18 protein-coding genes are annotated in these 21,192 nt (G+C 60.0%); 7 read left to right on the top strand and 11 right to left on the bottom strand.

The window, feature by feature from the left end:
* Window positions 1-107 precede the first annotated feature (107 nt).
* Together TX24_RS06620 and TX24_RS06625 are read right to left on the bottom strand one after the other, a co-directional pair.
* A complete protein-coding gene (locus TX24_RS06620) occupies window positions 108-1,694 on the bottom strand; it encodes an ABC-F family ATPase (protein ID WP_003191057.1) in 1,587 nt (528 codons plus the stop codon).
* A 142-nt stretch (window positions 1,695-1,836) separates the two neighbouring features.
* The gene (locus TX24_RS06625) at window positions 1,837-3,075 is read right to left on the bottom strand and encodes an MFS transporter (RefSeq protein WP_057709942.1); all 1,239 of its coding nucleotides are present in this window, start codon (window positions 3,073-3,075) and stop codon (window positions 1,837-1,839) included.
* A 154-nt stretch (window positions 3,076-3,229) separates the two neighbouring features.
* On the opposite strand from TX24_RS06625, the gene TX24_RS06630 reads away from it, so the two are divergent.
* A complete protein-coding gene (locus tag TX24_RS06630) occupies window positions 3,230-4,042 on the top strand; it encodes a class I SAM-dependent methyltransferase (RefSeq protein WP_003191062.1) in 813 nt (270 codons plus the stop codon).
* 255 nt (window positions 4,043-4,297) lie between these two features.
* Here TX24_RS06630 and TX24_RS06635 read toward each other — a convergent pair whose 3' ends face one another.
* Window positions 4,298-4,684 (bottom strand): TIGR03067 domain-containing protein, encoded by a 387-nt coding sequence (locus TX24_RS06635; protein WP_057709943.1) that lies wholly within the window; start codon window positions 4,682-4,684, stop codon window positions 4,298-4,300.
* 340 nt (window positions 4,685-5,024) lie between these two features.
* Between TX24_RS06635 and TX24_RS06640 the strand changes: the two genes are divergently transcribed.
* Window positions 5,025-6,350, top strand: a complete 1,326-nt coding sequence (locus TX24_RS06640; protein ID WP_003191065.1) for a Wzz/FepE/Etk N-terminal domain-containing protein — start codon at window positions 5,025-5,027, stop codon at window positions 6,348-6,350.
* Between the two features lie 253 nt (window positions 6,351-6,603).
* Window positions 6,604-7,503 (top strand): lipid A hydroxylase LpxO, encoded by a 900-nt coding sequence (lpxO, locus tag TX24_RS06645; protein WP_014718362.1) that lies wholly within the window; start codon window positions 6,604-6,606, stop codon window positions 7,501-7,503.
* Between the two features lie 18 nt (window positions 7,504-7,521).
* Here lpxO and ligD read toward each other — a convergent pair whose 3' ends face one another.
* Together ligD and ku are read right to left on the bottom strand one after the other, a co-directional pair.
* Window positions 7,522-10,044 carry a DNA ligase D gene (gene ligD / locus TX24_RS06650; RefSeq protein ID WP_057709944.1) on the bottom strand — a complete coding sequence of 841 codons (2,523 nt, stop codon included), beginning with the start codon at window positions 10,042-10,044 and terminating at the stop codon, window positions 7,522-7,524.
* 24 nt (window positions 10,045-10,068) lie between these two features.
* Entirely contained in the window at window positions 10,069-10,908 is an 840-nt protein-coding gene (gene ku / locus TX24_RS06655; protein ID WP_057709945.1) for a non-homologous end joining protein Ku, read from the bottom strand.
* Window positions 10,909-11,093: 185 nt separating this feature from the next.
* Between ku and TX24_RS06660 the strand changes: the two genes are divergently transcribed.
* Both TX24_RS06660 and TX24_RS06665 read left to right on the top strand, forming a co-directional pair.
* Window positions 11,094-11,405 carry a hypothetical protein gene (locus tag TX24_RS06660; protein WP_057709946.1) on the top strand — a complete coding sequence of 104 codons (312 nt, stop codon included), beginning with the start codon at window positions 11,094-11,096 and terminating at the stop codon, window positions 11,403-11,405.
* 12 nt (window positions 11,406-11,417) lie between these two features.
* Window positions 11,418-12,575: a PQQ-dependent sugar dehydrogenase gene (locus TX24_RS06665; protein WP_034135553.1), complete on the top strand. Its 1,158-nt coding sequence runs from the start codon at window positions 11,418-11,420 to the stop codon at window positions 12,573-12,575.
* Between the two features lie 518 nt (window positions 12,576-13,093).
* On the opposite strand, the gene TX24_RS06670 is transcribed toward TX24_RS06665, so the two are convergent.
* Both TX24_RS06670 and TX24_RS06675 read right to left on the bottom strand, forming a co-directional pair.
* Window positions 13,094-13,573 carry a nuclear transport factor 2 family protein gene (locus tag TX24_RS06670; RefSeq protein WP_003191073.1) on the bottom strand — a complete coding sequence of 160 codons (480 nt, stop codon included), beginning with the start codon at window positions 13,571-13,573 and terminating at the stop codon, window positions 13,094-13,096.
* 54 nt (window positions 13,574-13,627) lie between these two features.
* Window positions 13,628-14,191: a TetR/AcrR family transcriptional regulator gene (locus TX24_RS06675; protein ID WP_003191075.1), complete on the bottom strand. Its 564-nt coding sequence runs from the start codon at window positions 14,189-14,191 to the stop codon at window positions 13,628-13,630.
* A 125-nt stretch (window positions 14,192-14,316) separates the two neighbouring features.
* Between TX24_RS06675 and pssA the strand changes: the two genes are divergently transcribed.
* The gene (pssA, locus tag TX24_RS06680; protein WP_034135555.1) at window positions 14,317-15,660 is read left to right on the top strand and encodes a CDP-diacylglycerol--serine O-phosphatidyltransferase; all 1,344 of its coding nucleotides are present in this window, start codon (window positions 14,317-14,319) and stop codon (window positions 15,658-15,660) included.
* Window positions 15,661-15,731: 71 nt separating this feature from the next.
* Here the strand turns inward: pssA and efeO (TX24_RS06685) are convergent, their stop codons facing one another.
* From efeO (TX24_RS06685) to efeU, 4 genes are read right to left on the bottom strand one after another with little or no spacing between them, the layout of a single operon-like run.
* Complete coding sequence (gene efeO / locus TX24_RS06685) at window positions 15,732-16,547, bottom strand: iron uptake system protein EfeO (RefSeq protein WP_034135556.1); 816 nt, start codon at window positions 16,545-16,547, stop codon at window positions 15,732-15,734.
* Window positions 16,548-16,572: 25 nt separating this feature from the next.
* Window positions 16,573-17,877: an iron uptake transporter deferrochelatase/peroxidase subunit gene (gene efeB / locus TX24_RS06690; protein ID WP_057710009.1), complete on the bottom strand. Its 1,305-nt coding sequence runs from the start codon at window positions 17,875-17,877 to the stop codon at window positions 16,573-16,575.
* Window positions 17,878-17,891: 14 nt separating this feature from the next.
* On the bottom strand, window positions 17,892-19,094 hold the full coding sequence (gene efeO, locus TX24_RS06695; RefSeq protein ID WP_003191079.1) for an iron uptake system protein EfeO: 1,203 nt from the start codon (window positions 19,092-19,094) through the stop codon (window positions 17,892-17,894).
* Window positions 19,095-19,104: 10 nt separating this feature from the next.
* Window positions 19,105-19,950, bottom strand: coding sequence for an iron uptake transporter permease EfeU (efeU, locus tag TX24_RS06700; RefSeq protein ID WP_057709947.1), 846 nt, complete (start codon window positions 19,948-19,950; stop codon window positions 19,105-19,107).
* Between the two features lie 168 nt (window positions 19,951-20,118).
* Between efeU and TX24_RS06705 the strand changes: the two genes are divergently transcribed.
* Complete coding sequence (locus TX24_RS06705; protein ID WP_057709948.1) at window positions 20,119-21,138, top strand: AraC family transcriptional regulator; 1,020 nt, start codon at window positions 20,119-20,121, stop codon at window positions 21,136-21,138.
* The last annotated feature ends 54 nt before the right edge of the window (window positions 21,139-21,192 follow it).

The raw sequence follows: 21,192 nt of genomic DNA on the forward strand, positions 1-21,192 counted from the left end.
TCCCACATTGGTTATGCATGGCCCACAAAATCAGCGCCCGGCACAGTGCTGATGCAAAAAAGCCCCGTCACAGGGGCAGGGCTTTTGCTTGCAGCTAAGTGCTGCTCTTAGAACACCACACCCTGGCTGCGCAGGTAGTCGTCATAGGTGCCGCTGAAGTCGATCACGCCGCTAGGGCTCAACTCGATAATGCGGGTGGCCAGGGACGATACGAACTCACGGTCGTGGCTGACGAAGATCAGCGTGCCCGGGTAGTTCTCCAGCGCCAGGTTCAATGCTTCGATGGATTCCATGTCCAAGTGGTTGGTCGGCTCGTCCATGATCAGCACGTTGGGCTTTTGCAGGATCAGCTTGCCGAACAGCATGCGCCCTTGTTCACCACCGGAGATTACTTTGACCGACTTCTGGATCTCGTCGTTGGAGAACAACATACGGCCCAGGGTGCCACGAATCATTTGCTCGCCTTGGGTCCATTGGCCCATCCAGTCGAACAGGCTCACGTCGTCTTCGAAGTCGTGGGCGTGGTCCTGGGCGTAGTAGCCCAGCTCGGCGGCGTCGGTCCACTTGATGCTGCCGGCGTCCGGGGTCAGTTCGTTGACCAGGGTGCGCAGCAGGGTGGTTTTGCCGATACCGTTCGGGCCGATGATCGCCACGCGCTCGCCCGCTTCAACCTGGAAGCTGAAGTCCTTGAACAGCGGCTTGCCGTCAAAACCTTTGGCCATCTTTTCGACCATGACCGCCTGGCGGTGCAGCTTTTTGTTCTGCTCGAAACGGATGAACGGGCTCACACGGCTCGATGGCTTGACCTCGGCCAGCTGGATCTTGTCGATCGCCTTGGCACGGGAGGTGGCCTGTTTGGCTTTGGAGGCGTTGGCCGAGAAGCGGCTGACGAAGGATTGCAGTTCGGAGATCTGCGCTTTCTTCTTGGCGTTGTCCGACAGCAGTTGCTCGCGGGACTGGGTCGCCACGGTCATGTACTCGTCGTAGTTGCCCGGGAACAGGCGCAGCTCGCCGTAATCCAGGTCAGCCATGTGGGTGCACACGCTGTTCAGGAAGTGACGGTCGTGAGAGATGATGATCATCAGGCTGGAGCGCTGGGTCAGGATGTTTTCCAGCCAGCGGATGGTGTTGATGTCCAAGTGGTTGGTCGGTTCGTCGAGCAACAGCACTTCCGGGTCGGAGAACAGCGCCTGGGCCAGCAATACGCGCAGCTTCCAGCCTGGGGACACTTCGCTCATCGGGCCGAAATGCTGTTCCAGGGGAATACCCAGGCCCAGCAGCAGCTCACCGGCGCGGGATTCGGCGGTGTAGCCGTCCATCTCGGCGAACTCGGTTTCCAGCTCGGCCACGGCCATGCCATCTTCTTCGCTCATTTCCGGCAGCGAGTAGATGCGGTCGCGCTCGGCCTTGACCTTCCACAGCTCCTCGTGGCCCATGATCACGGTGTCAAGCACGGTGAATTCTTCGTAGGCGAACTGGTCCTGGCGCAGTTTACCCAGGCGCACATTCGGCTCGAGCATGACCTGCCCGCCGGACGGGTCGAGGTCGCCACCGAGGATTTTCATGAAGGTCGACTTGCCGCAACCGTTGGCACCGATCAAACCATAGCGGTTGCCGGCGCCGAACTTGACCGAGACGTTCTCGAAGAGCGGCTTGGCGCCGAACTGCATGGTGATGTTAGCTGTGGAGATCAATTACTTTACCTATCAATGGGTTGCGAGCGTGACGGCAGGTGCCTTCAGGCATGCGTCAACAGCGACATCAAGGCGCGAAACCCGGTCGCTGAACACAAAATTTGGGATGTGTGTTGGAATTTGGCGCGCATTGTCGCATATGTCAGGCGACAGTTGTATGGCGAGCGAAGGATGGTTTTGCCAAGGTCTCCGGCATCGCCAGCCACAACAGCATCAAGGCAGCGGCTGCAACTGCCGCCAACGTCAGGAACGCCGCGTTGTAGCCAGCCTGCTGCACCACGAAACCGGCCAGGCTGCTACTGAGCGCCGCGCCGAGGCCGAATACGGTGGAGAGGGCGCCCAGGCTGACGTTGAAGCGCCCGGTGCCTTGGGTCAGGTCTTTGACGATCACCGGGAACAGGGCGCCGAAAATGCCGGCACCGATACCGTCGAGCATCTGCACCGCCACCAGCCAGTAGGGGTCGCTGGATAAGGTATAGAGCACGCCACGCAACGGCAGTATCAGGAAACCTACAAGCAACAGCGGCTTGCGTCCCCAGACATCGGCCTTGAGCCCGACCAGCCAGGCCATCGGCACCATCACCAATTGGGCGGCGACGATGCAGGCTGAAGTCAGCGGGGTGGCCATCTGCAAATTGATCTGCGCCAGTTTCTGGCTGACCAGCGGCAGCATTGCGGCGTTGGCCAAGTGAAACAGTGCGCAGCAGATGGCGAACAGGAGCAGCGGTTGGTTGGTCAGCAACGCTTTCAGGCCCGAGGGTTGTTCGTGGTCGGTGTGATGGGCCGGATCGAAACCACGGGCGACCTCATGGTCAATCGCCTTGGCCGGCACGCAACTGACCGCAATGACACTGGCGACGGCCATGAACGCCATCAGGTAGAACACCACCACCGGCCCGAACAGGTAGGCCAGCCCGCCGGCCAGCAACGCGGCCACGGCATTGCCGGCGTGGTTGAAGGTCTCGTTGCGCCCGGTACGCCGGGTAAAGGCGCGCGGCCCAGTGATCCCCAGCGAAATGGCGGAAATTGCCGGGGCAAATACCGAGGCGGCTACAGCACTGGCGGCCTGGGTCAACGCCACCCAACCAAATGAACTGACAAAGGGCAGCATCAGGCAACTGCCCGTCACCAACAGCGCGGCAAGGGCTACCACCGCACGTTTGCTGCGAGTGCGGTCGATCAGCGCACCTGCGGGGCCTTGGGTCAACAAGGCAGCGATGCCGGCCAGGGTCATGACCACGCCAATGCTGGCCGGCTCCCATTGATGCACGGCCAGCAGGTAGATCGCCAGGTACGGTCCGAGACCGTCGCGCACATCGGCGAGAAAGAAGTTCAGGCTGTCCAGGGATAAAGCGATGCGCAGGTCTGAATGACGGGCCACGATGCGACCTTCAAGAGCGGCGTTCAGGGGCTGAACGCGCGTTGGGTTAGTGACCTGTGGGCTGAGTGATAAGTTTCGCGGTCGGGGAGGCTTTTCTCCTGCGTGCATTTAACTTACTTTCCAAAGCCCACTGTAATGAGTTTCTGGAGAAGCAATGGACATGCCCTCAGCGCAAGAGGCGATCGCCAGCAACAAAAATGCCTGGGATGAATCTGCCGGGTTGCACAAAGATACTCCGACCTGGACGGCACTGCTGGCCTCGGTCGCCGAGCCTGATTTTTCCTGCCTTGACCCGACCATCACCACCTTGCTGCAAGAGGTGGGTGTAATGGGCAAGGATGTGGTGCAATTGTGTTGCAACAACGGACGCGAAAGCCTATCGCTGTATGGCTTGGGCGCCCGTTCGGTGGTGGGGGTTGATCAATCCCGGGCGTTTCTTGAACAGGCACGGGAATTGGCCGAGGTCTCGCCGCATAGCCCTGAGTTCATTGAGACCGATATCCACCATTTGCCCGAGCGTTTGCAGGCACGCTTCGATATTGCCCTGGTGACCATAGGAGTGCTGGGTTGGATGCCGGATGTGGCGCTGTTCATGCGCCAGGTTGCCAGTGTGCTGAAGCCCGGCGGCACGCTGGTCATGTACGAAACCCATCCCTTTCTCGAGGTGTTTGACCCCTGTGGGGCCAACCCGATGCTGCCTGCCAGTTCTTACTTTCAGCGTGAACCCGTTGTGCTGCAGGAGGCAATTGTCTATGAAGGGAAGGATGAGCGGCCCGGGCCGACCTCCTATTGGTACGTACATACCCTGGGCAGCGTGGTCAGCGGGGCTATCGCAGCGCAGTTGCGGATCGCTCATTTGCAGGAGTACCCGCATTGCAACCGGGAAGAACTTTACGAACAGTATGAGCATCAGGTCGCGCAAATGCCCCTGTGCTTTACCCTGACAGCGATCAAGCGTGATGGCTGATCAAGGTTTGCGCAGGCAAAAAAAGGCCCGCGAGGAGAGGGCGGGCCAAGGGATTCACTGGAGTAGGTAGGCTTCACCCTATAGGTCGAAAAGTGAAGGCCTTGTGAAAACGCCGTGATCAAATCGGATGACCAATGCCGTTTGGTGTAGGAGCGAGCTTGCTCGCGAAGAACGCTAACGATTACGCGTGTTGCCTGAATCAGACGCGGCGTCTGGGGGTTTTTCGCGAGCAAGCTCGCTCCTACTGAGGGGCATTCAAGAGCGCCGTACGAAGGTGCGCATGGTTTGCCCAGGGCCGGTGCTGAACACAGTGGGCCTGGGCATGCCTTCATCCGCTGCGATAAATACGAAATCATCGCCGTCGAGCCGGTAACTGGCGGGGAGCTGCTTGCCTGCGTCATCACCTATGTCGTCCGTCCAGGTAATGCTTTTGGGCGTGGTACTGGCGTCCAGTACGAAGCGTCCTGCCAATAATACTTCGCCACCGACCGTGGTCACTTCGAAGCGATCCCCTGCAATTGCCGTTATCGCTCCCGGCGCGCTGTGGGCATCCACGGGGTTGAGCACGCCACTGTCTTCAAGGGCTGTTTGTTCCCAAGTGCCTTGCAGTGCGTGAAAGTCCGAGGCTGAAAGCGGTGACATGCAAACTCCTTATTGCTGTTCAAAAAAATGTTCAATTGTAGTGAGGCTGACACTGTTCCACCTGTAGGCGAAATTTTTTTCTTTATAAGACAGGTATTTGACAGCTTTTTCATGTTGTATTGACTACGCTTGCAACCAGATCAGTCTGACATGGCTGTGTCATTTGGCTTACTCACCGAAATGAAACCGAAATAATCCCTAAGTTTGTGGGATATTTCAGGGGACTGAGTGGTCACATCGCCATTGGTCTGCCGTATCCAGGGCGTTGTCCCTGATTTTTGAAGTCTTTTAGACTTCTGAGAATGATGGCCTTTTAGTATTATTTTAAGGTGTTCTTATTTTGAATCGTACTTCCCCGCTTCCACCTTCCGCAGCGTCTGATGAAATTGATTTATTTGAATTGTTTCACGCCATCTGGCGACAAAAAAAGCTGGTGGTCGGGTGTACGCTTCTGGCCGGGGTATTAGGCGCAGGTTATGCCTTTCTGGCACCCAAGACCTATGAAGTCAGCAGTGTGTTGCGGCCTGCTGCAATCAACGAGCTAGACGCCTTGAACCGTTCGGAAGTGTATAAGTTGCCGCCTGCCGATGCGTTGCTCAAAGTAGGTGCACAGCTGGACTCTTATGATGCGCGCCTGGGGTTCTTCAAGGACCATGAGGAGTTATTCAAGGCGTTCAAGAAACCGGGGCAAACCCTTGAGCAGAGCTTTGAGGCGTTCAACCGCAATTCGGTCAATCTGATTTTGCCCGATCCGAAGAAATCCGATTCGTTGAGCAGCTATATTCGTCTGGAGCTGCAATACCCGACCGACGTCGACGGTGTTGCGATTCTCAACGGTTTTGTGGACTACGCCATTGCCGCCGAGCGTCAGCAGGTGGGTGCTGACCTGAAGGTGATCGTCAATAACCGCTTGAGCGAGCTCAAGGGCAAGATCGACGCCGCCCGCGCCAACTACGATACCGATAAAGAATCGAAAATCGCCAAGCTGCTGGAAGCCGACCGGCTCAAGCGTGCCCAACTGCAGGACGAGCTCAGCGCTTTGCGCTTGCAGATGAAGATGGAGCGCACCAACCGCCTGGCCGAATTGGCCGAAGCGATCAGCATTGCCAAGTCCATGGGCATTCGTACGCCGACAACGCCGTCCTCTATGGCCGACTCCACCCGCACGGGTTCGAGCCAGGTCATGCGTACCGAGGTGAACAACCAGAAGATCCCGCTGTATTTCATGGGGACCGAGGCGTTGGAAGCCGAGCGCGCTGCATTGCAGCAGCGTACCAGTGATGACTTTACCAACCCGCGCATTGCCGAGATCGGCAAAGAGCTGCAACTGCTGGAAAGCAACCGCGAGGTTGAGGTGCTGCGCAAGCGTGGCAATGAAGACATCTTCTTGCAGGACGTCGAGCCGCTTCGCGCTGAAGTCGCCAGGTTGCGTGGTTTGAACATCGACATGAGCAACCTCAAGCTGGTGACGATTGACCGTCGAGCCCAGGAGCCTCTGTCGCCGATCAAGCCGAAAAAACCGCTGGTCATCGCGCTGAGCCTGGTCGGCGGGCTGTTGCTGGGCCTGATGATTGCGCTGATCCGCTACTTCGTTCGCAGCCGCACTCAGGCCGTCCCTTATACGGCATTAGGCGATCGCCGCGAGGATAAAGACACACCGCTGTAACCCTTCAAACAGGCAGGCTCACGGGCCTGCCTGCGCCTACCCCCAGCACACTCAGTAGACAGCTTTTCACAATTCTTAGTTAACCTTTGGTTACAAAGTGTGGCTAAATAACTGCAAATGGACGCACGCAGGCGGTTATCCGCCGGGCGTGTCGCCTGTATGTGAATTGTGATTTCAGGTGCTGCTTATCCATCCTCGGCCGTTGTGGGCCCGCAGGAGCAGCCTGTTCTCTCCCTGACGTGTGACGAATCCCTTGAAACTCATCATTGTTGCTCTCTACGTTGCTTCCATTGCGTATGTACACCTGCGTGGTCGGGTGCGACACAAGCTGGGTCGCCAGCTTAGTGATCACTCGACGTTCCTGGCGCCGATCAACTGTTTCCTGTACCTGTTCTCCAAGCAGCCCAGCCGTCCCTACCTCTCGCCCAGCGACTTTCCAGACCTGAGCCCATTGCAGGAGCACTGGGAAGAGATCCGCGAAGAAGGCCAGAATCTGATGCGGGCGGGTGAGATCAAACGCTCGGAGCAATACAACGACGTAGGGTTCAACTCGTTTTTCAAGACCGGCTGGAAGCGTTTCTACCTCAAGTGGTACGGCGACAGTCACCCCTCGGCGATGAAGCTGTGCCCACGCACCACCGAGTTGGTGCAAAGCATCGGCTCGATCAAGGCCGCGATGTTCGCCGAACTGCCACCGGGCTCCAAGCTGGTGCGTCACCGCGACCCGTATGCTGGCTCGTACCGCTATCACCTGGGGCTGGATACGCCTAACGATCCAGGCTGTTACATCAATGTGGACGGCGAAAGCTATTACTGGCGCGACGGCGAGCCGGTGATGTTCGACGAGACCTACATTCACTACGCGGAAAACACCACCCAACAGAACCGCATCATTCTGTTCTGTGATATCGAACGGCCGATGAAGTACCGCTGGGCGGCTGCGTTCAACCGCTGGTTCAGCCGCAATGTGATGGCGGCCGCGGGTTCGCCCAACGATGAGGGTGACAAGACCGGCGGCCTCAACCGTGCCTTCACCCGGCTGTACAAGATTCGCCTGCGTGGCAAGGAGCTCAAGAAGCGCAACCGCACGCGCTACTACCTGGAAAAGTGGGCGATCTTTGCCGGTCTGGCGCTGATCTTCATTCTTATCTGACCTGGCTCAGGGCGCGGATCACCCAGGGGGTTGCGCGCCCAACTTGTCCCACATCTTTTTGCTGATCTTCTGCCGATTGGCATACCCCGCCCACGGGTCGTCCTTCAAGGCCTGCAACCGCTGGTGCAGGTTCGCCACCGTCCACTGCTGGGCGCCGCGCAGCCCTTTCAACTCGTCTCGACTCACCGGCACCGACACGGGTAGGCCCGGGCGTGCCCGCACTGAGTACGCCGCCACGGTACTGGCGCCACGGGCGTTGCGCAGGTAGTCGATAAAGATCTTGCCCACGCGGTTCTTGGGGCCGCTGGTGGCGGTAAAGCGTTCGGGCAGTTGCCGGGTCATGAATTGGGCAATGGCTTTGGCAAATGCCTTGACGGTGTCCCAGCCATCGCGCCGCGCCAACGGCACGATCAGGTGCAAGCCTTTGCCGCCGCTGGTCTTGACGAAAGCCTGCAAGCCCAGCTCATCCAGCACTGACAGGGTCAGTTGGGCCGCTTCCAGCATGGCTTTCCAGGGCAGGGCCGGGTCCGGGTCGAGATCGAGGACGAACAGGTCAGGCGTCTCAATCTTGTCCGTGGTGGCGCCCCACGTGTGAAATTCGACCGTACCCATTTGCACGGCACCCACCAGGGCGTCCACGCTATCTACCTCCATCAGGCGCGCATGGCCTGGGTCCAGCGCCGGGTCCAATTGCTTGATGTGGGGGATGGTCATGCGCTCAGAGTGCTTCTGGAAGAACTGCTCACCTTCAATGCCTTCTGGCGCCCGCAGCAATGACACGGCGCGCCCGCGCAGAAAGGGCAGGATCCATTCGCTGATATCGGTGTAGAACTGCGCCAGTTGCTGTTTTTGCGTGCCGCTGTGCTTGTCGATAATGCGCTCGGGGTGGGTGATTTTCACGTTCTTCACCGTTGCCTGGGCTTTACCGGCTTTCGATGCCTCGGGTGCCTTGACGGACTTGGCCGCGCGCGGCTGTTCATGAATGATCTGCGAGGCTGGCTTGTCGGTGCGCAGGCCCACAAACGCGGCCTGGCGCACCACGCCTTCACGGGTCCACTCGGCAAATTGCACTTCGCCTACCAGGCTCGGCTCAACCCAGTGCACGCCTCGGGCCTGGGCACTGGTCAACGGCTTTTGCAGTGGCGAGTCCTTGCGCTCAAGCGCGGTGAGCTTGGCATAGATACTTTTCAGCGCCGCCTGATCAAATCCTGTGCCTACGCGCCCGGCATACACCAGGCCTGCCTCATCGTTGACCGCCAGCAGCAGCGCCCCAAAGCCGCTGCGCGAACCTTGGGGGCGGGTATAGCCCACAATCACGAATTCCTGGCGCAGGCGGCATTTGAGCTTGATCCAGTTGTCACTGCGCCGCGACACGTAGGGGCTGCCGGCACGCTTGCCGATCACCCCTTCCAGGGCCAGGTCACAGGCGCTTTCGAAAATATCGCGCTGGCTGGCGGCAAAGGCTTCGGAGAAGCGCAGCAGTTTGCTTCGGCTGCCGGACAGCGCGGATTTAAGCGCAGCACGACGCTCTTCGACCGGGTCTTCGCGTTGGTCGCGACCGTTCAAAAACGGGGCATCGAACAGGTAATAGACGATGTCCAGGCTGCGGCCGATATCGAATGCGTTTTGCAGCGCCTGGAAATCCGGCAGCCCGTCGCCATTGAGGCTGACCACTTCGCCATCTAGCCAACTGTCCTTGAGCTTGAGGGCTTGCAAGGCTTTGCACTGACGCGGCAGGCGCTCGGTCCAGTCGTGGCCGTTGCGGGTGAACAGGCGCACTTCGCCGTCGCGAATGCGCGCCATGATGCGGTAGCCGTCGAACTTGATCTCGTAGCGCCAGTCACCTTCGGGCGCCCGGTCCACCAGGGTTGCCAATTGAGGGGCGAACTCATCCGGCAGGGCAGCGGTACGCTTGGGCGCTTTGGCTTTTGGCGCTGCCTTGGATTTGGCCTTGGCCTTGGCCGTGGCTTTTGGCTTACCCACCACCGCATCGCTGAGCACGCTGGCGGGCTTGGCCTGGACAATATCGAATTCAGAGGCCGGGCGCGCTTGCTGATCGTTTTCCTTGATCAACAGCCATTGCTCCTTGTCGCCACTGCCCTTGAGCCGGGTGCGTACCAGCGCCCAGTCACCGGAGAGTTTTTCACCGACCAAGGTGAATTTGAGTTTGCCCGCCGCGTAGGCCTTGCGCGGGTCATCGTGGGGTTGCCAGATGCCTCGATCCCACACGATCACATCCCCCGCACCGTATTGGCCGGCGGGAATGCTGCCCTCGAAACTGCCATAGCTCAGCGGGTGGTCTTCAACATGCACGGCCAAGCGCTTCTGGCTCGGGTCCAGGCTCGGGCCCTTGGGCACCGCCCAGCTCAACAGCACGCCATCAAGTTCCAGGCGAAAGTCGTAATGCAGGTTGCGCGCATCATGCTTTTGGATCACAAAGCTTAAGGCCGAGGCTTTACGTTTGCTGGATGAGCTGCCGGCGGGTTCGGCGGTGATCTTGAAATCACGCTTGCGGTTGTACTCGCTCAGGGGCTTTGCCATGTTGTTCTCCCGTCAATGGCAGGCTCAAGAGGCCTTGTTATTGGACTTTTTCGCGGTGCTCTTTTTCGCCGCAGGTTTACCCGCCAGGCTGCGTTTGAGCAGTTCGGTCAGGTCGATGACATCCGCAGATTTGCGCTCTTCGATGCCTTCGGCGGTTTCCACGTCTTCGATCTTGCCGGCCTTGGCCTTTTTCGCTACCAGCGCCCGGATCTTGTCCTGGAAGCTGTCACGGTATTCATCGGGCTGCCAGTCGGCGCTCATGTCTTCCACCAGGCGCTTGGCCATGTCCAATTCACCTTTGGCCAGGGTCGGTTTTGTCACATCGCTGCCCAGTTCCAATTCGTCCAGGCTGCGCACTTCGGCGGGCCAGCGCAGCATGACCAGCACCAGGGCCGACTCCAGTGGCATCAACGCAGCCAGGTGTTGCTTGGTGTGCAGCACCACGTTGGCCAGCGCGACCTTGCCGGTTTTTTTCAGCGCTTCGCGCAGCAGTGCATAGACCTTGCCGCCGCGTTTATCCGGGGCGAGGAAGTAGGGCGTGTCGATGTTTTGCAGGGGGATCTGGTCGCTGGCGACGAAGGCGATGATTTCGATGGTCTGGGTGGACTTGGGGTGGGCCGAGCGAATCTCGTCTTCGCTGAGCACCACATAGCGCCCTTTTTCAAAGGCCACGCCCTTGACGATATTTTCCTTGGTGACTTCCTTGCCGGTGGTTTTGTTGATGCGCTTGTAGCCCACCGGGTCCATGCTGCGCTTGTCCAGCCAGTCAAAGTCGACGCCTTGTGAAGAGGTCGCCGAGACCAGCGATACCGGGATGTGAACCAAGCCAAAACTGATGGCGCCTTTCCAGATTGCCCGTGGCATAGGTGTGATTCCTCAACGAAGAGCCTGTGTGCTGGTGACTCGCAGCGCAGGGCAAAAGTTTCGGCGGATAGATGCTCGGACAGATCGTGTTACACCTGATGAGAAACTATTTAGTGTCACCACCCGAACCCACGGCGTAGCGTGTTATCGAAAGCACGTAGTACCTGGCATAGAGAGGTTTGGCCATGAACCCTTGTGTACGTCATCTTGCAGCATTGGCGCTGGGCCTGGCCGTTGGGCCATGGGCTCAGGCGCAAAACCTGCCGGGCCGCAGCAGCGACCACGGCCCGATTCACCGGGCCAACCCCAACAGCATGCAGGGCACCCAGCCCAATGCACCTGCGGTTCCCAGCATTCAGCCTGTCCCGGCCAACCCGCGGCCGACCCTGGAAAACGGCGGCATCGGCAACCGCTACCCCAAGCAGGAGGCGGCCCCCAGCCTCCCGGCCACCGCACCCAAAGCGCCCACCTATGATGCCAACGGCAATCGCCGCTGAGGATTTCGCCTTATGTTTGTACGTAAAACCCTGATGGCCGCCCTGTGCGCCACCGCGTTACTGCCGTTGAGCGCGGTGTATGCCGCCGATAGCCAACAGTTCCCCAGCGAGCAAGGCAGCATCACCGCAACACCGATCGCCAAGGGTCTGGACCATCCGTGGGCGCTGGCGTTTTTGCCCGACCAGCAAGGTTTTCTGGTGACCGAACGGCCTGGAAACCTGCGGTTTGTCAGCCCGGACGGCAAGCTCTCTGCGCCCTTGAAGGGCGTGCCGCAGGTGTGGGCCAAAGGGCAGGGCGGGTTGCTGGATGTGGTGCTGTCGCCAGACTTCAAGCAGGACCGCCTGGTGTACCTGTCGTACGCCGAAGGCGGTGGTGAGGGCGGCAAGGCCGGCACTGCCGTAGGGCGTGGGCGCCTGGCGGCTGACTTGAGCGGCTTGGAGGACTTCAAGGTGATTCTGCGCCAGGAGCCCAAGCTATCTACGGGCAATCACTTCGGTTCGCGCCTGGCCTTTGACCGTGACGGCTACCTGTTCGTGACCCTGGGTGAGAACAACGACCGCCCCACGGCCCAGGACTTGGACAAGCTGCAAGGTAAAGTGGTGCGCATCTACCCGGATGGGCGCGTGCCGGATGACAACCCCTTTGTCGGTCAGCCCGGCGTGCGTCCGGAGATCTGGTCCTATGGGCAGCGCAACCCGCAAGGGCTGGCCTTGAACCCCTGGAGCGGCACGATCTGGGAAAATGAACATGGGCCCCGTGGCGGTGATGAAGTCAATATCATCGAACGCGGCAAGAACTACGGCTGGCCGTTGGCGACCCATGGCATCAACTATTCCCTGTTGCCGATTCCCGAAGCCAAGGGCAAAACGGCCGAGGGCACAGTGGCACCCCATCATGTGTGGGAGAAGTCGCCGGGCATCAGTGGCATGGCGTTCTATGACGGCGACCGGTTCAAGGCCTGGCAGCACAACCTGTTTATCGGTGCGCTGGTCAGCCAGGAGCTGATTCGCTTGCAGTTCGAGGGTGACAAGGTGGTTCACGAGGAACGCTTGTTGGGCGAATTGAAAGCGCGGATCCGTGATGTGCGGCAGGGGCCGGATGGCTTTCTGTATGTGCTGACGGATGAGGATGACGGTGTGTTGTATCGGGTGGGGCTGAATCAGGACTAAACGTGTGGGAGGGCGCTGTTAGCAGAGGTTGATCCAATTGATGCCCCGCGATCCAAATGTGTGAGCTGGCTTGCGAAGGCATAGGTATCTACACAACTTTGTGGGTTGTAACAGCATACGGTAACCACGATGCGAAGCGAGTCGCTCTTGCTCTGCTCTTGATCTTGATCTCAAGCGCCCCGTTAAACCACGCTGGCCGAACGCAGGCTTGAATTCGTGGGTAACCCGGCAGGACGCCGGGTTAGCCGCCCCGCGCCATGGATGGCGCGTGGCGGCGGCCCACGGATTCAAGCCTGCGTTCGGGCACACCGAGCCTAGGCGAGGTGCCGAGTGGTGGGGCAAGAGCCCTTTGGTTACTTTGGGGCTCTTTTCCAAAGTGACCCGCCGTCAGGCGGAACCCTAAGTGGCCGTTACCTAAATAACGGATATGTACCCGGTCCAGCTGTGTTGACTGTTAGTCCGTCTTCGCAGGCAAGCCAGCTCCCACATTGGATCTCACGCTGTCTGCAGAATCGGGGTTATAGCCCCAGTTCTGACAGGCCGGGGTGATCATCCGGGCGCCGCCCCAGCGGCCAATGGAATTTGCGCTCGCTTTCCTTGATCGGCATATCGTTGATGCAGGCAAAGCGGTTGGCCATCAAGCCGTTCTCATCGAATTCCCAGTTCTCATTGCCGTACGAGCGGAACCAGTTACCCGAATCATCGTGCCATTCATAGGCGTAGCGCACGGCGATGCGGTTATCGGTGAAGGCCCACAGTTCCTTGATCAGTCGATAATCCAGCTCCTTGGCCCATTTGCGGGTCAGGAACTGCTTGGCTTCTTCGCGGTTATGGGCAAATTCGGCGCGGTTACGCCAGTTCGTATCCAGGGTATAGGCCAGGGACACGCGCTGCGGGTCGCGGGAGTTCCAGCCGTCTTCGGCCAGACGGACTTTTTCGATGGCAGACGTGCGGGTAAACGGCGGCAGGGGCGGGCGGACTTCTTCTTGGGCTGACATGGGCGTCTCCTCAAAGCAATAAAGGTTGGGTCGAAAGTTGCCTGGGCTGTGGGTTCACAGTTGCAGTAAGGTTCGCGCCATGCATTGCGCATTATCGGCAGCTGTTGAATCACCCATGACCAGGGCAACGGTAATGGCGCCATCGATCAGGATCAGCAGTTGCGCGGCCTGCTGCTCCGGGTCGGGGGTGCCATGTGCTTGGCACAGTTCAAGTGCGTACTCGAACAGTTTGCGTTTATGGGCCTTGGCCAACAGGCGCACGGGGTCTTGGGCGTCACCGGTTTCACCGCTGGTGTTGATAAAGGCGCAGCCGCGAAAGTCTGCCGAGCCGAACCAGCCTTTGAGCGCGCTGAAAAGCCCCAGCAAGCGCTCGCCGCTGTCGTCGCGGCGTTCCACTTCGCTGCGCAGCCACTGCATCCAGCGTTCGTCGCGGCGTTGCAGGGCGGCCACCACCAACTCATCCTTGTTGGCGAAGTAGCGGTAGATACTTTTTCTCGACACACCGGCGGTTTTCACCAGTAAGTCCATGCCGGTGGCAGCGATGCCGTGGCGATAGATCAACTTCTCGGTGACGTCGAGGATAATGTCGCGGGTTTCATTCTGGGTTATATCGTTCATGTCGAGTACAGTAGAACGATCGTTCTTCATGGTCAACAGCGTTTTTTAAATTACCCACCGCGAGACCTGAGCAGCCTCATGGTGTAAGCTTTGGGCCTCTTCGGATTCGACCCATTGCGAGCCCTATGCCGTCGTTCTTCAAACGCTCCCTGTTGCCCAAGCTGCGCGGTTTTCCGTTGTCCAACGAGGCCATTGAGGTGCTGCCCAGCGCCGACGCCTATCGTCGCTGCCTGCTGGAGAAAATCGCCCAGGCCACGCGGCGTATCTACATCGTTGCCTTGTACTTGCAGCAGGACGAGGCGGGGCAGGAGATCTACGACGCCCTACACGCCGCCAAGGCCGCACGGCCTGAACTGGAGATCGTGGTGATGGTGGATTGGCTGCGCGCCCAGCGCGGGTTGATCGGCGCGGGCAAGCAACCGGGCAACAGCGCCTGGTACCAGGCGATGACCCAGCGCCACGCTACCGAAGTGCCGGTGTACGGCGTGCCGGTGCAAACCCGTGAGCTGTTTGGCGTGTTGCACCTCAAGGGTTTCGTGATTGATGACAGCGTGCTGTACAGCGGCGCCAGCCTGAACAATGTGTACCTGCACAAGTTCGACAAATACCGCTTCGACCGCTACCACCTGATCCATAGCCAACCCTTGGCCGATTCGATGCAGCACCTGGTGGAACACGGCCTGGTGGCATCCAAGGCAGTGCATCGCCTGGACCTGCCAAACCCGCCCACCACCCGCAGCCTGCGCAACGATATCGGCGACCTGCGCAGCCGTCTCAAGCATGCGACCTACGACACCACAGCCGGGCAGTTGCCCAATGGCCATCTGTCGGTCAGCCCCTTGCTGGGCGTCGGCAAGAACAACCCGTTGAGCCGGGTGATCCTCGAACTGATCGCCAGCGCCCAGCAGCAACTGACCATCTGCACGCCGTATTTCAACCTGCCATTGCCGGTGACCCGTGAGATCAACCGCGCCCTGGCACGCGGCGTGAAGATCGACATCGTGGTGGGCGACAAGACTGCCAACGACTTCTACATTCCGCCCACCGAGCCTTTCAAGGTGATTGCGGCGTTGCCGTACTTGTACGAGATCAGCCTGCGGCGCTTTGCCAAGCGGCATCAGCCGATGATCAACAGCGGCCAGTTGAACCTGCACTTATGGCGCGACGGCGATAATACTTATCACCTCAAGGGCATGTGGGTGGATGAGCGCTACACCTTGCTCACCGGCAACAACCTCAACCCTCGGGCGTTTCGCCTCGACCTGGAAAACGGCTTGCTGATCGACGACCCTCAAGGCCAATGGCTGGGTCCGCGAAGCGCCGAGCTTGCGAATATTTTCCAGCACACCACGCGTATCCAGGGTTACCAGCAATTGCAGACACTGGTGGATTACCCGCCCGCTGTCGGCAAATTCCTGCGGCGTGTCAGCCGGGTGCGGATCGAGCGCTTGCTGTACCGCATTCTCTAGCCGAGCAACTTATCGGCAAAAAAACACCCGGGCCCTTGGACAGGGACTGGGTGTTTTTTTGTGCGCGGCCGTTAGTTCAAACCCAGCTTGCCGCGCAGGGTCGAGAGGTCTTCGGCCAGGGTATTGACCGGGCCGACCAGGGCCTTGCGGTCGTTGTCCTTGACCTTGTCATAGGTCTGGAAGCCGCCATCCTTGGTTTTATACTTGGCCAGGATCTTGTCGACGCTGGCAAAGTTCTTGTCGACCTTGGCCAGGAAGGCCTGGTCTTGCTGCCCGATCTGGCCACGGAACAGGTCGACGATTTTTTTCGCGCCGTCGATGTTGCCCTGGAAGTCGTACAGGTCGGTGTGGCTGTAGCGGTCTTCTTCACCGGAGATCTTGGTGGCCGCGACTTCTTCGAGCAACGCAGCAGCACCACCGACGACTTTCTCCGGCGGGAAAGTCAGGCCATCGACGCGGGTCTTGAGGTCATTCACATCGGCGTTGAGCTTGGCGGTCAGCGCTTGCAGGCCCTGGGTCGAGTTCTGCGAGAACAGCGCGTATTCAATGCGGTGAAAGCCGGTGAAGTCTTCGGCCGTCACGCCTTTTTCATGATCGTCCACACGCGAATCGATGGACGCGTCGAGGTCGCTGAACAACTCGGCGATCGGTTCGATGGACTCATAGTGCACGCGGGTCGGCGCATAGAGCTTCTTGGCGGTGGCCAGGTCGCCTTTATTGATGGCGTCGGTGAACGCCTGGGTCTGGGTGACCAGTTCGCCGATTTCTTCGGTGACGTAGATCTTGTAATCCGACACCGGGCCCACCAGGTCCAACGGCGCAGTAGCGGCGAAGCTTGCCAGTGGCGAAAGGCTGAGTAACAACAACGCGATAGACGACTTCTTCATGGGAGACATTCCGCTCTGGTGTGTTTTAGGTCTTGGCAGGATTTTGAGAGTGCGTTGCCGCGAGCAGCGTGCGCCCGATGAAATCCTTAGGGCCGGTGACCCCGGGCAACGTGAAGAAATACCCGCCACCCACGGGCTTGAGGTACTCCTCCAGCGGCTCGCCGTTGAGTCGGGTTTGCACGCTGATAAAGCCTTTCTCCAGGTCAGCCTGGTAGCAGATGAACAACAAGCCCATGTCCAGTTGACCGTTTTTGTTGACGCCGTTGGAGTAGTTGAACGGCCGCCGCAGGATCAGGTTGGCCTGGGTCTGCGGGGTGCGCGGGTTGGCCAGGCGGATGTGGGCATCGAGATTGGTCAACTTGCCTTCCGGGTCCTTGCTGTAGTCCGGGACCTGGGTTTCATGCTGGCCGTCCATGGGCGCGCCCGTGGGTTTGATACGGCCGATGATGCTTTCCTGTTCTTGCAGCGGGGTGCGATCCCAGCGCTCGACAAAGTTACGGATGATGCGCACGGCCTGGTAACTGCCATGGGCGGCCCAGGCCGGTTCGTCGCTGGTGGGCTGTACCCAGACGATTTGGTCCATGGCCTTGTCATCGTTGGAATTGGGGTTGGCCGAGCCATCGCGAAAGCCCAGGAAGTTGCGCGCACTCTGCGCCGGTTCGCCGGGCTTGGACGGTGCCTGGGGCGGCACGCTGCCTTCTTGCTTCCAGCGCACCAGCAGCAGGTCGGGCAGGTTTTTGACGATGTCACGCAGGGCGTGGATATTGGTGTCCGGCGTGTTGGAGCTGAACTGCAGGCTCAGGTCACCATGGCACTGCGCCGGTTCCAGCGCATCGTTGGGAAAGCCGACCATGCGACTCAGGCGCTTGGGCTTGGCCGCCGCTAGGCCAAAGCGCTCATCGAACAACGATTCGCCGACGGACACGGTGATGGTCAGGTTATCCGGCGTGACCACCGGGCCGAGGATACCGGAATCGGTGGGCGGCAATTTCGGGTCGACCTGGGGCACGGTGCCGCCCGTCATCAGGAACGCGATGCGCTCATTCAGGGTGCGAAACAGGCGTTCCAGGTCTTCGCGGTCGCTGGCCAGTACATCGAACGCCACGACCATGCCGCAGGCCGGGCGCGGGGTGACGATGCCGCTTTGGTGCTTGCCGAAAAACGCCTGGTGGTCCTGGGTCTTGTCGCTGCGCGGGGCCGTGGTGACTTGCTCGGCCACTGCTGCCATCGCCGGGCAGGACAGGCTGCTGCCGGCAATCGCCGCGCCGGTGGCCGCCATGCCCAACAGGACGCGGCGACGTTGGAGGTCAAACTGTTCTGTATCACTCATGTATGCGGTCGTCTTCACTGCAGGCCGGAAAGGCCAAGGGCGGGGTCGATTCCATCGAGTGCAACGGCCAGTGCCTTGGCCTTATCGGCGATCTGCTTGCGCTGATCGGCTGTAACCTTGTCGTAGGTTGGGTAGCGGTCATTCACCTTGAGCCCCTCGAGTTCGGTGTCGAAGGCGTTGAGCGCGCTGTCGATAGTGGGCAACAGGTCGGCGGCGGACTTGCCCAGCAACGGGCGCATCAGGTCGACCACTTTGTGCGCGACCTGCAGATTGGCGGCAAAGCCGTTCAAGTCGATGTGGCTGTAGCGTTCTTCTTCACCGCTCGCCGCACGCACGTCCGCCAGGCTATTGAGGTTGCGCACCACAATGCTCACCAGTTGCTCCGGTGGCAGGGACTGGGCCAGTAACTGTTGCTTGAGCGTGGTGACGTCGGTAACCAGGCGCTGGGCGACCGGCGCCAGGCCATCGAGGCTGTGCTGCTGGAACAGGCTGTATTCGAGGCGGTGGAAGCCGCTGAAGGCGGGGTCCTGCTCGCGCTTTTCAAAGTAGTCGGCGCGGGCGTTGATCGCGTTATCCAATTCGGCCAGGCGTTGAGAGGCAGGCGCCAGGCGCTGATACGCCTCACGGGCCGGCACATACATGGCCTGCGCCTGGGCCAGATCACCGGCGGCGATGGCCTGTTGCAGCGCCGTTACGGCCTTGACCAGGGCACTGCCTTGGCCGCTCAGGTATACGCGAAACTCAGACAACGGGCCGATAAAGGCCACCATCGACGGCTTGGCCTTAGCCTGGGCGTCGGACTCTGCCGTGGGCGTGACATGCAAGGTGCCACGCGGGTTGCTCAACAGGCCACAGGTAATGGCGTAGTCGCCGGGCAACAGGTTGGCGTTGATCACCTGGCTCAGGCCTGGGGCAATATTTTCCCGTTCCTCGACCACCAGCACGCCGTCGAGGATTTCCCACTCCACCGCACGGTCGGAGCGGTTGATGATACGAAAGCTTGCGCGCCCGGCCGGCACGGTGAGGGCGTTGGGCTCGCAGGCGTGACTGTGAATCGTGACCGCGATTTCATTGTGGTTGGTCTGGCGCTTGGTCGCGGCCAATTGCGAGGCGTAGTAGAACAGGCCACCGGCGGCGATCATCACCACCACCGAGCCAGCCACGCCCCAGCGCAAGGCGCGGGACGGCGGGGCCGATTGAGGGGTTGGGTTGGACAAGAGACGGTCCTTACTGGCTGGAAACGGAAGAGGTGTTGGCAGCGGGCTGGCTAGGGGCCGAGGGCAGGAAGAACATCACCAGGGCCACCACCAGATAAATCACATAGGCGCCCAGGGTGCTGACAGTCGGCGCCTCCTGGTAACCGAACATGCCGGCCAGTACCGAACCGAGCGGGCTGTCCATGGGCAATGCGGCACTGAAATCAAACAGCACGGTCTGCCAGTGATTCCAAACGCCGGCCTCATGCAGGGCCTGCACCGAGTTGGCGAGAATGCCGGCCGCCACCATCAGGATGAACAGGCCAGTCCAGCGGAAAAACGCGCCGAGGTTCAGGCGCATGCTGCCGGAATAGATCAGCAAACCCACGACAATGGCCAGGACCAGGCCGAGCAGGGCGCCAATCGGAGCGCCTGGACCCTCGCTCTGCTGGAACACGGCCAGCAAGAAGAACACCGTCTCCAGCCCTTCGCGGGCCACGGCGAAAAACACCATGGCAATCAGGGCGAACACCTGATGCCTGGAGCCGGCCAGCGCATGGTCGAGGGATTCATGCAGCGAGTGTTTAATCGAGCGCGCCACTTTGCGCATCCAGAACACCATGGAACTGAGGATGCCCACGGCCACCAACCCGACGACACCTTCAAACAATTCCTGCTGCTTTTGCGGGAATTCCGCACTGACCAATTCCAGGCCGCCGCCCACCAGCAGCGCCAGCGCTGCCGCAAGGAATACGCCGATCCAAACCGCAGGCATCCACTGGCCACGCCCGGTCTGTTGCAGGTAACTGGCGATGATGCCAACGATCAAGGCGGCTTCAATGCCTTCGCGCAGCATGATTAAAAAAGGAACGAGCATCGGGCACCCAGGCGCAACTAGTTAGGGAGCTAATTTGTAACATAATGATACTCATTGCTAAACAAGAAATATTGACCTTTGCTGAACGTGGGCTGAACAGTGGTGGCGAAGCGCAACCGCCCTTATGATGCAGGCCAACCACACCGCAGCCGGACAGCTCAACGCCCCATGTCGGAAAAAGACACCATCTCCATCCACCTAGTGCGCGAAGCGTTGTTGCACAGTTGCGCGCCGGGAGCCGCCACCGTTGAGGCATTGAGCAAAGTCGGGATTGCCCCGGCGTTGCTTGAGCAGCCCGGCGCTCGCGTGGCGGCCACCGCCTATGCACGCCTGTGGCGTTTGCTGGCGCGGCGCAGGGACGATGAGTTCTTTGGCATGGACCCGCGCAAGCTCAAGTCCGGCAGCCTGGCGTTCCTGTGTCGCGCCGCCATGGCACAACCCAGCCTGGCGGCGGGCCTGGAAACCGGCTTGGGGTTTCTCTCACTGATGCTGGAGCACCTGCCAGCCCAGCTGGTGCGCCAACAGAGCCTGGCGGAAATTGTCCTGCTCGAGCCTGATGAGCCCAAGCGTGCGTTTACCTACTTTACCTACTGGATGATCGTCCACGGCGTCGCCTGCTGGCTGGCGGGGCGGCGCATTCCGATTCTCGCCATTGAGCTGCGTTGCGCGCAGCCGGACTTCTGTGACGATTATCAGGTGATGTTCTCTGACAACCTGCGCTTTGATCGACCACGCACCCGCATGATCTTTTCCGCCGATTGCCTGGACCTGCCGATCAAGCGCAGCCCGCAGGAGCTCCAACGCTTCCTGGCCCATGCACCGGCTAACATTCTGGTCAAATATCGCGACCCCGAAAGCCTCGCCACGCGCATCAAGCACGACCTTCGGCAGATGCCCCCCGACACCTGGCCGGAAACCGAGGCTCTTGCCGCCAGGTTGTGTATTTCTGCGTCCACCCTACGCCGCCGCCTGGCGGAAGAGGGGCAGACCTACCAGGGGCTCAAGGACAGCGTGCGCAAGGAGTTGGCGATTGTATGGCTGGCTGAACCGCAGATCAGCTTTGCCGAGATCGCCACGCGGTTGGGGTTTGCCGATGCGAGTTCGTTTTATAAGGCGTTTCGTAAGTGGGTGGGATCGAATCCGGGGCATTATCGGAGTTTGATTTTGAGCGAGACGAGTCGCCTCTAACTTCCACCCTGCGGGATTAGGATGTTTCTCACTTGATCGTTCCCACGCTCTGCG

The organism is Pseudomonas lactis (genome assembly GCF_001439845.1).
GTDB lineage: Bacteria > Pseudomonadota > Gammaproteobacteria > Pseudomonadales > Pseudomonadaceae > Aquipseudomonas > Aquipseudomonas lactis.

Coding starts and splice junctions, on each gene's coding strand:
- TX24_RS06630 (WP_003191062.1), top strand. CDS start 3,230: ATGGACATGCCCTCAGCGCAAGAGGCGATCGCCAGCAACAAAAATGCC.
- TX24_RS06635 (WP_057709943.1), bottom strand. CDS start 4,684: ATGTCACCGCTTTCAGCCTCGGACTTTCACGCACTGCAAGGCACTTGG.
- ligD (WP_057709944.1), bottom strand. CDS start 10,044: ATGGCAAAGCCCCTGAGCGAGTACAACCGCAAGCGTGATTTCAAGATC.
- ku (WP_057709945.1), bottom strand. CDS start 10,908: ATGCCACGGGCAATCTGGAAAGGCGCCATCAGTTTTGGCTTGGTTCAC.
- TX24_RS06660 (WP_057709946.1), top strand. CDS start 11,094: ATGAACCCTTGTGTACGTCATCTTGCAGCATTGGCGCTGGGCCTGGCC.
- TX24_RS06665 (WP_034135553.1), top strand. CDS start 11,418: ATGTTTGTACGTAAAACCCTGATGGCCGCCCTGTGCGCCACCGCGTTA.
- TX24_RS06670 (WP_003191073.1), bottom strand. CDS start 13,573: ATGTCAGCCCAAGAAGAAGTCCGCCCGCCCCTGCCGCCGTTTACCCGC.
- TX24_RS06675 (WP_003191075.1), bottom strand. CDS start 14,191: ATGAACGATATAACCCAGAATGAAACCCGCGACATTATCCTCGACGTC.
- pssA (WP_034135555.1), top strand. CDS start 14,317: ATGCCGTCGTTCTTCAAACGCTCCCTGTTGCCCAAGCTGCGCGGTTTT.
- efeO (WP_034135556.1), bottom strand. CDS start 16,547: ATGAAGAAGTCGTCTATCGCGTTGTTGTTACTCAGCCTTTCGCCACTG.
- efeB (WP_057710009.1), bottom strand. CDS start 17,877: ATGAGTGATACAGAACAGTTTGACCTCCAACGTCGCCGCGTCCTGTTG.
- efeU (WP_057709947.1), bottom strand. CDS start 19,950: ATGCTCGTTCCTTTTTTAATCATGCTGCGCGAAGGCATTGAAGCCGCC.
- TX24_RS06705 (WP_057709948.1), top strand. CDS start 20,119: ATGTCGGAAAAAGACACCATCTCCATCCACCTAGTGCGCGAAGCGTTG.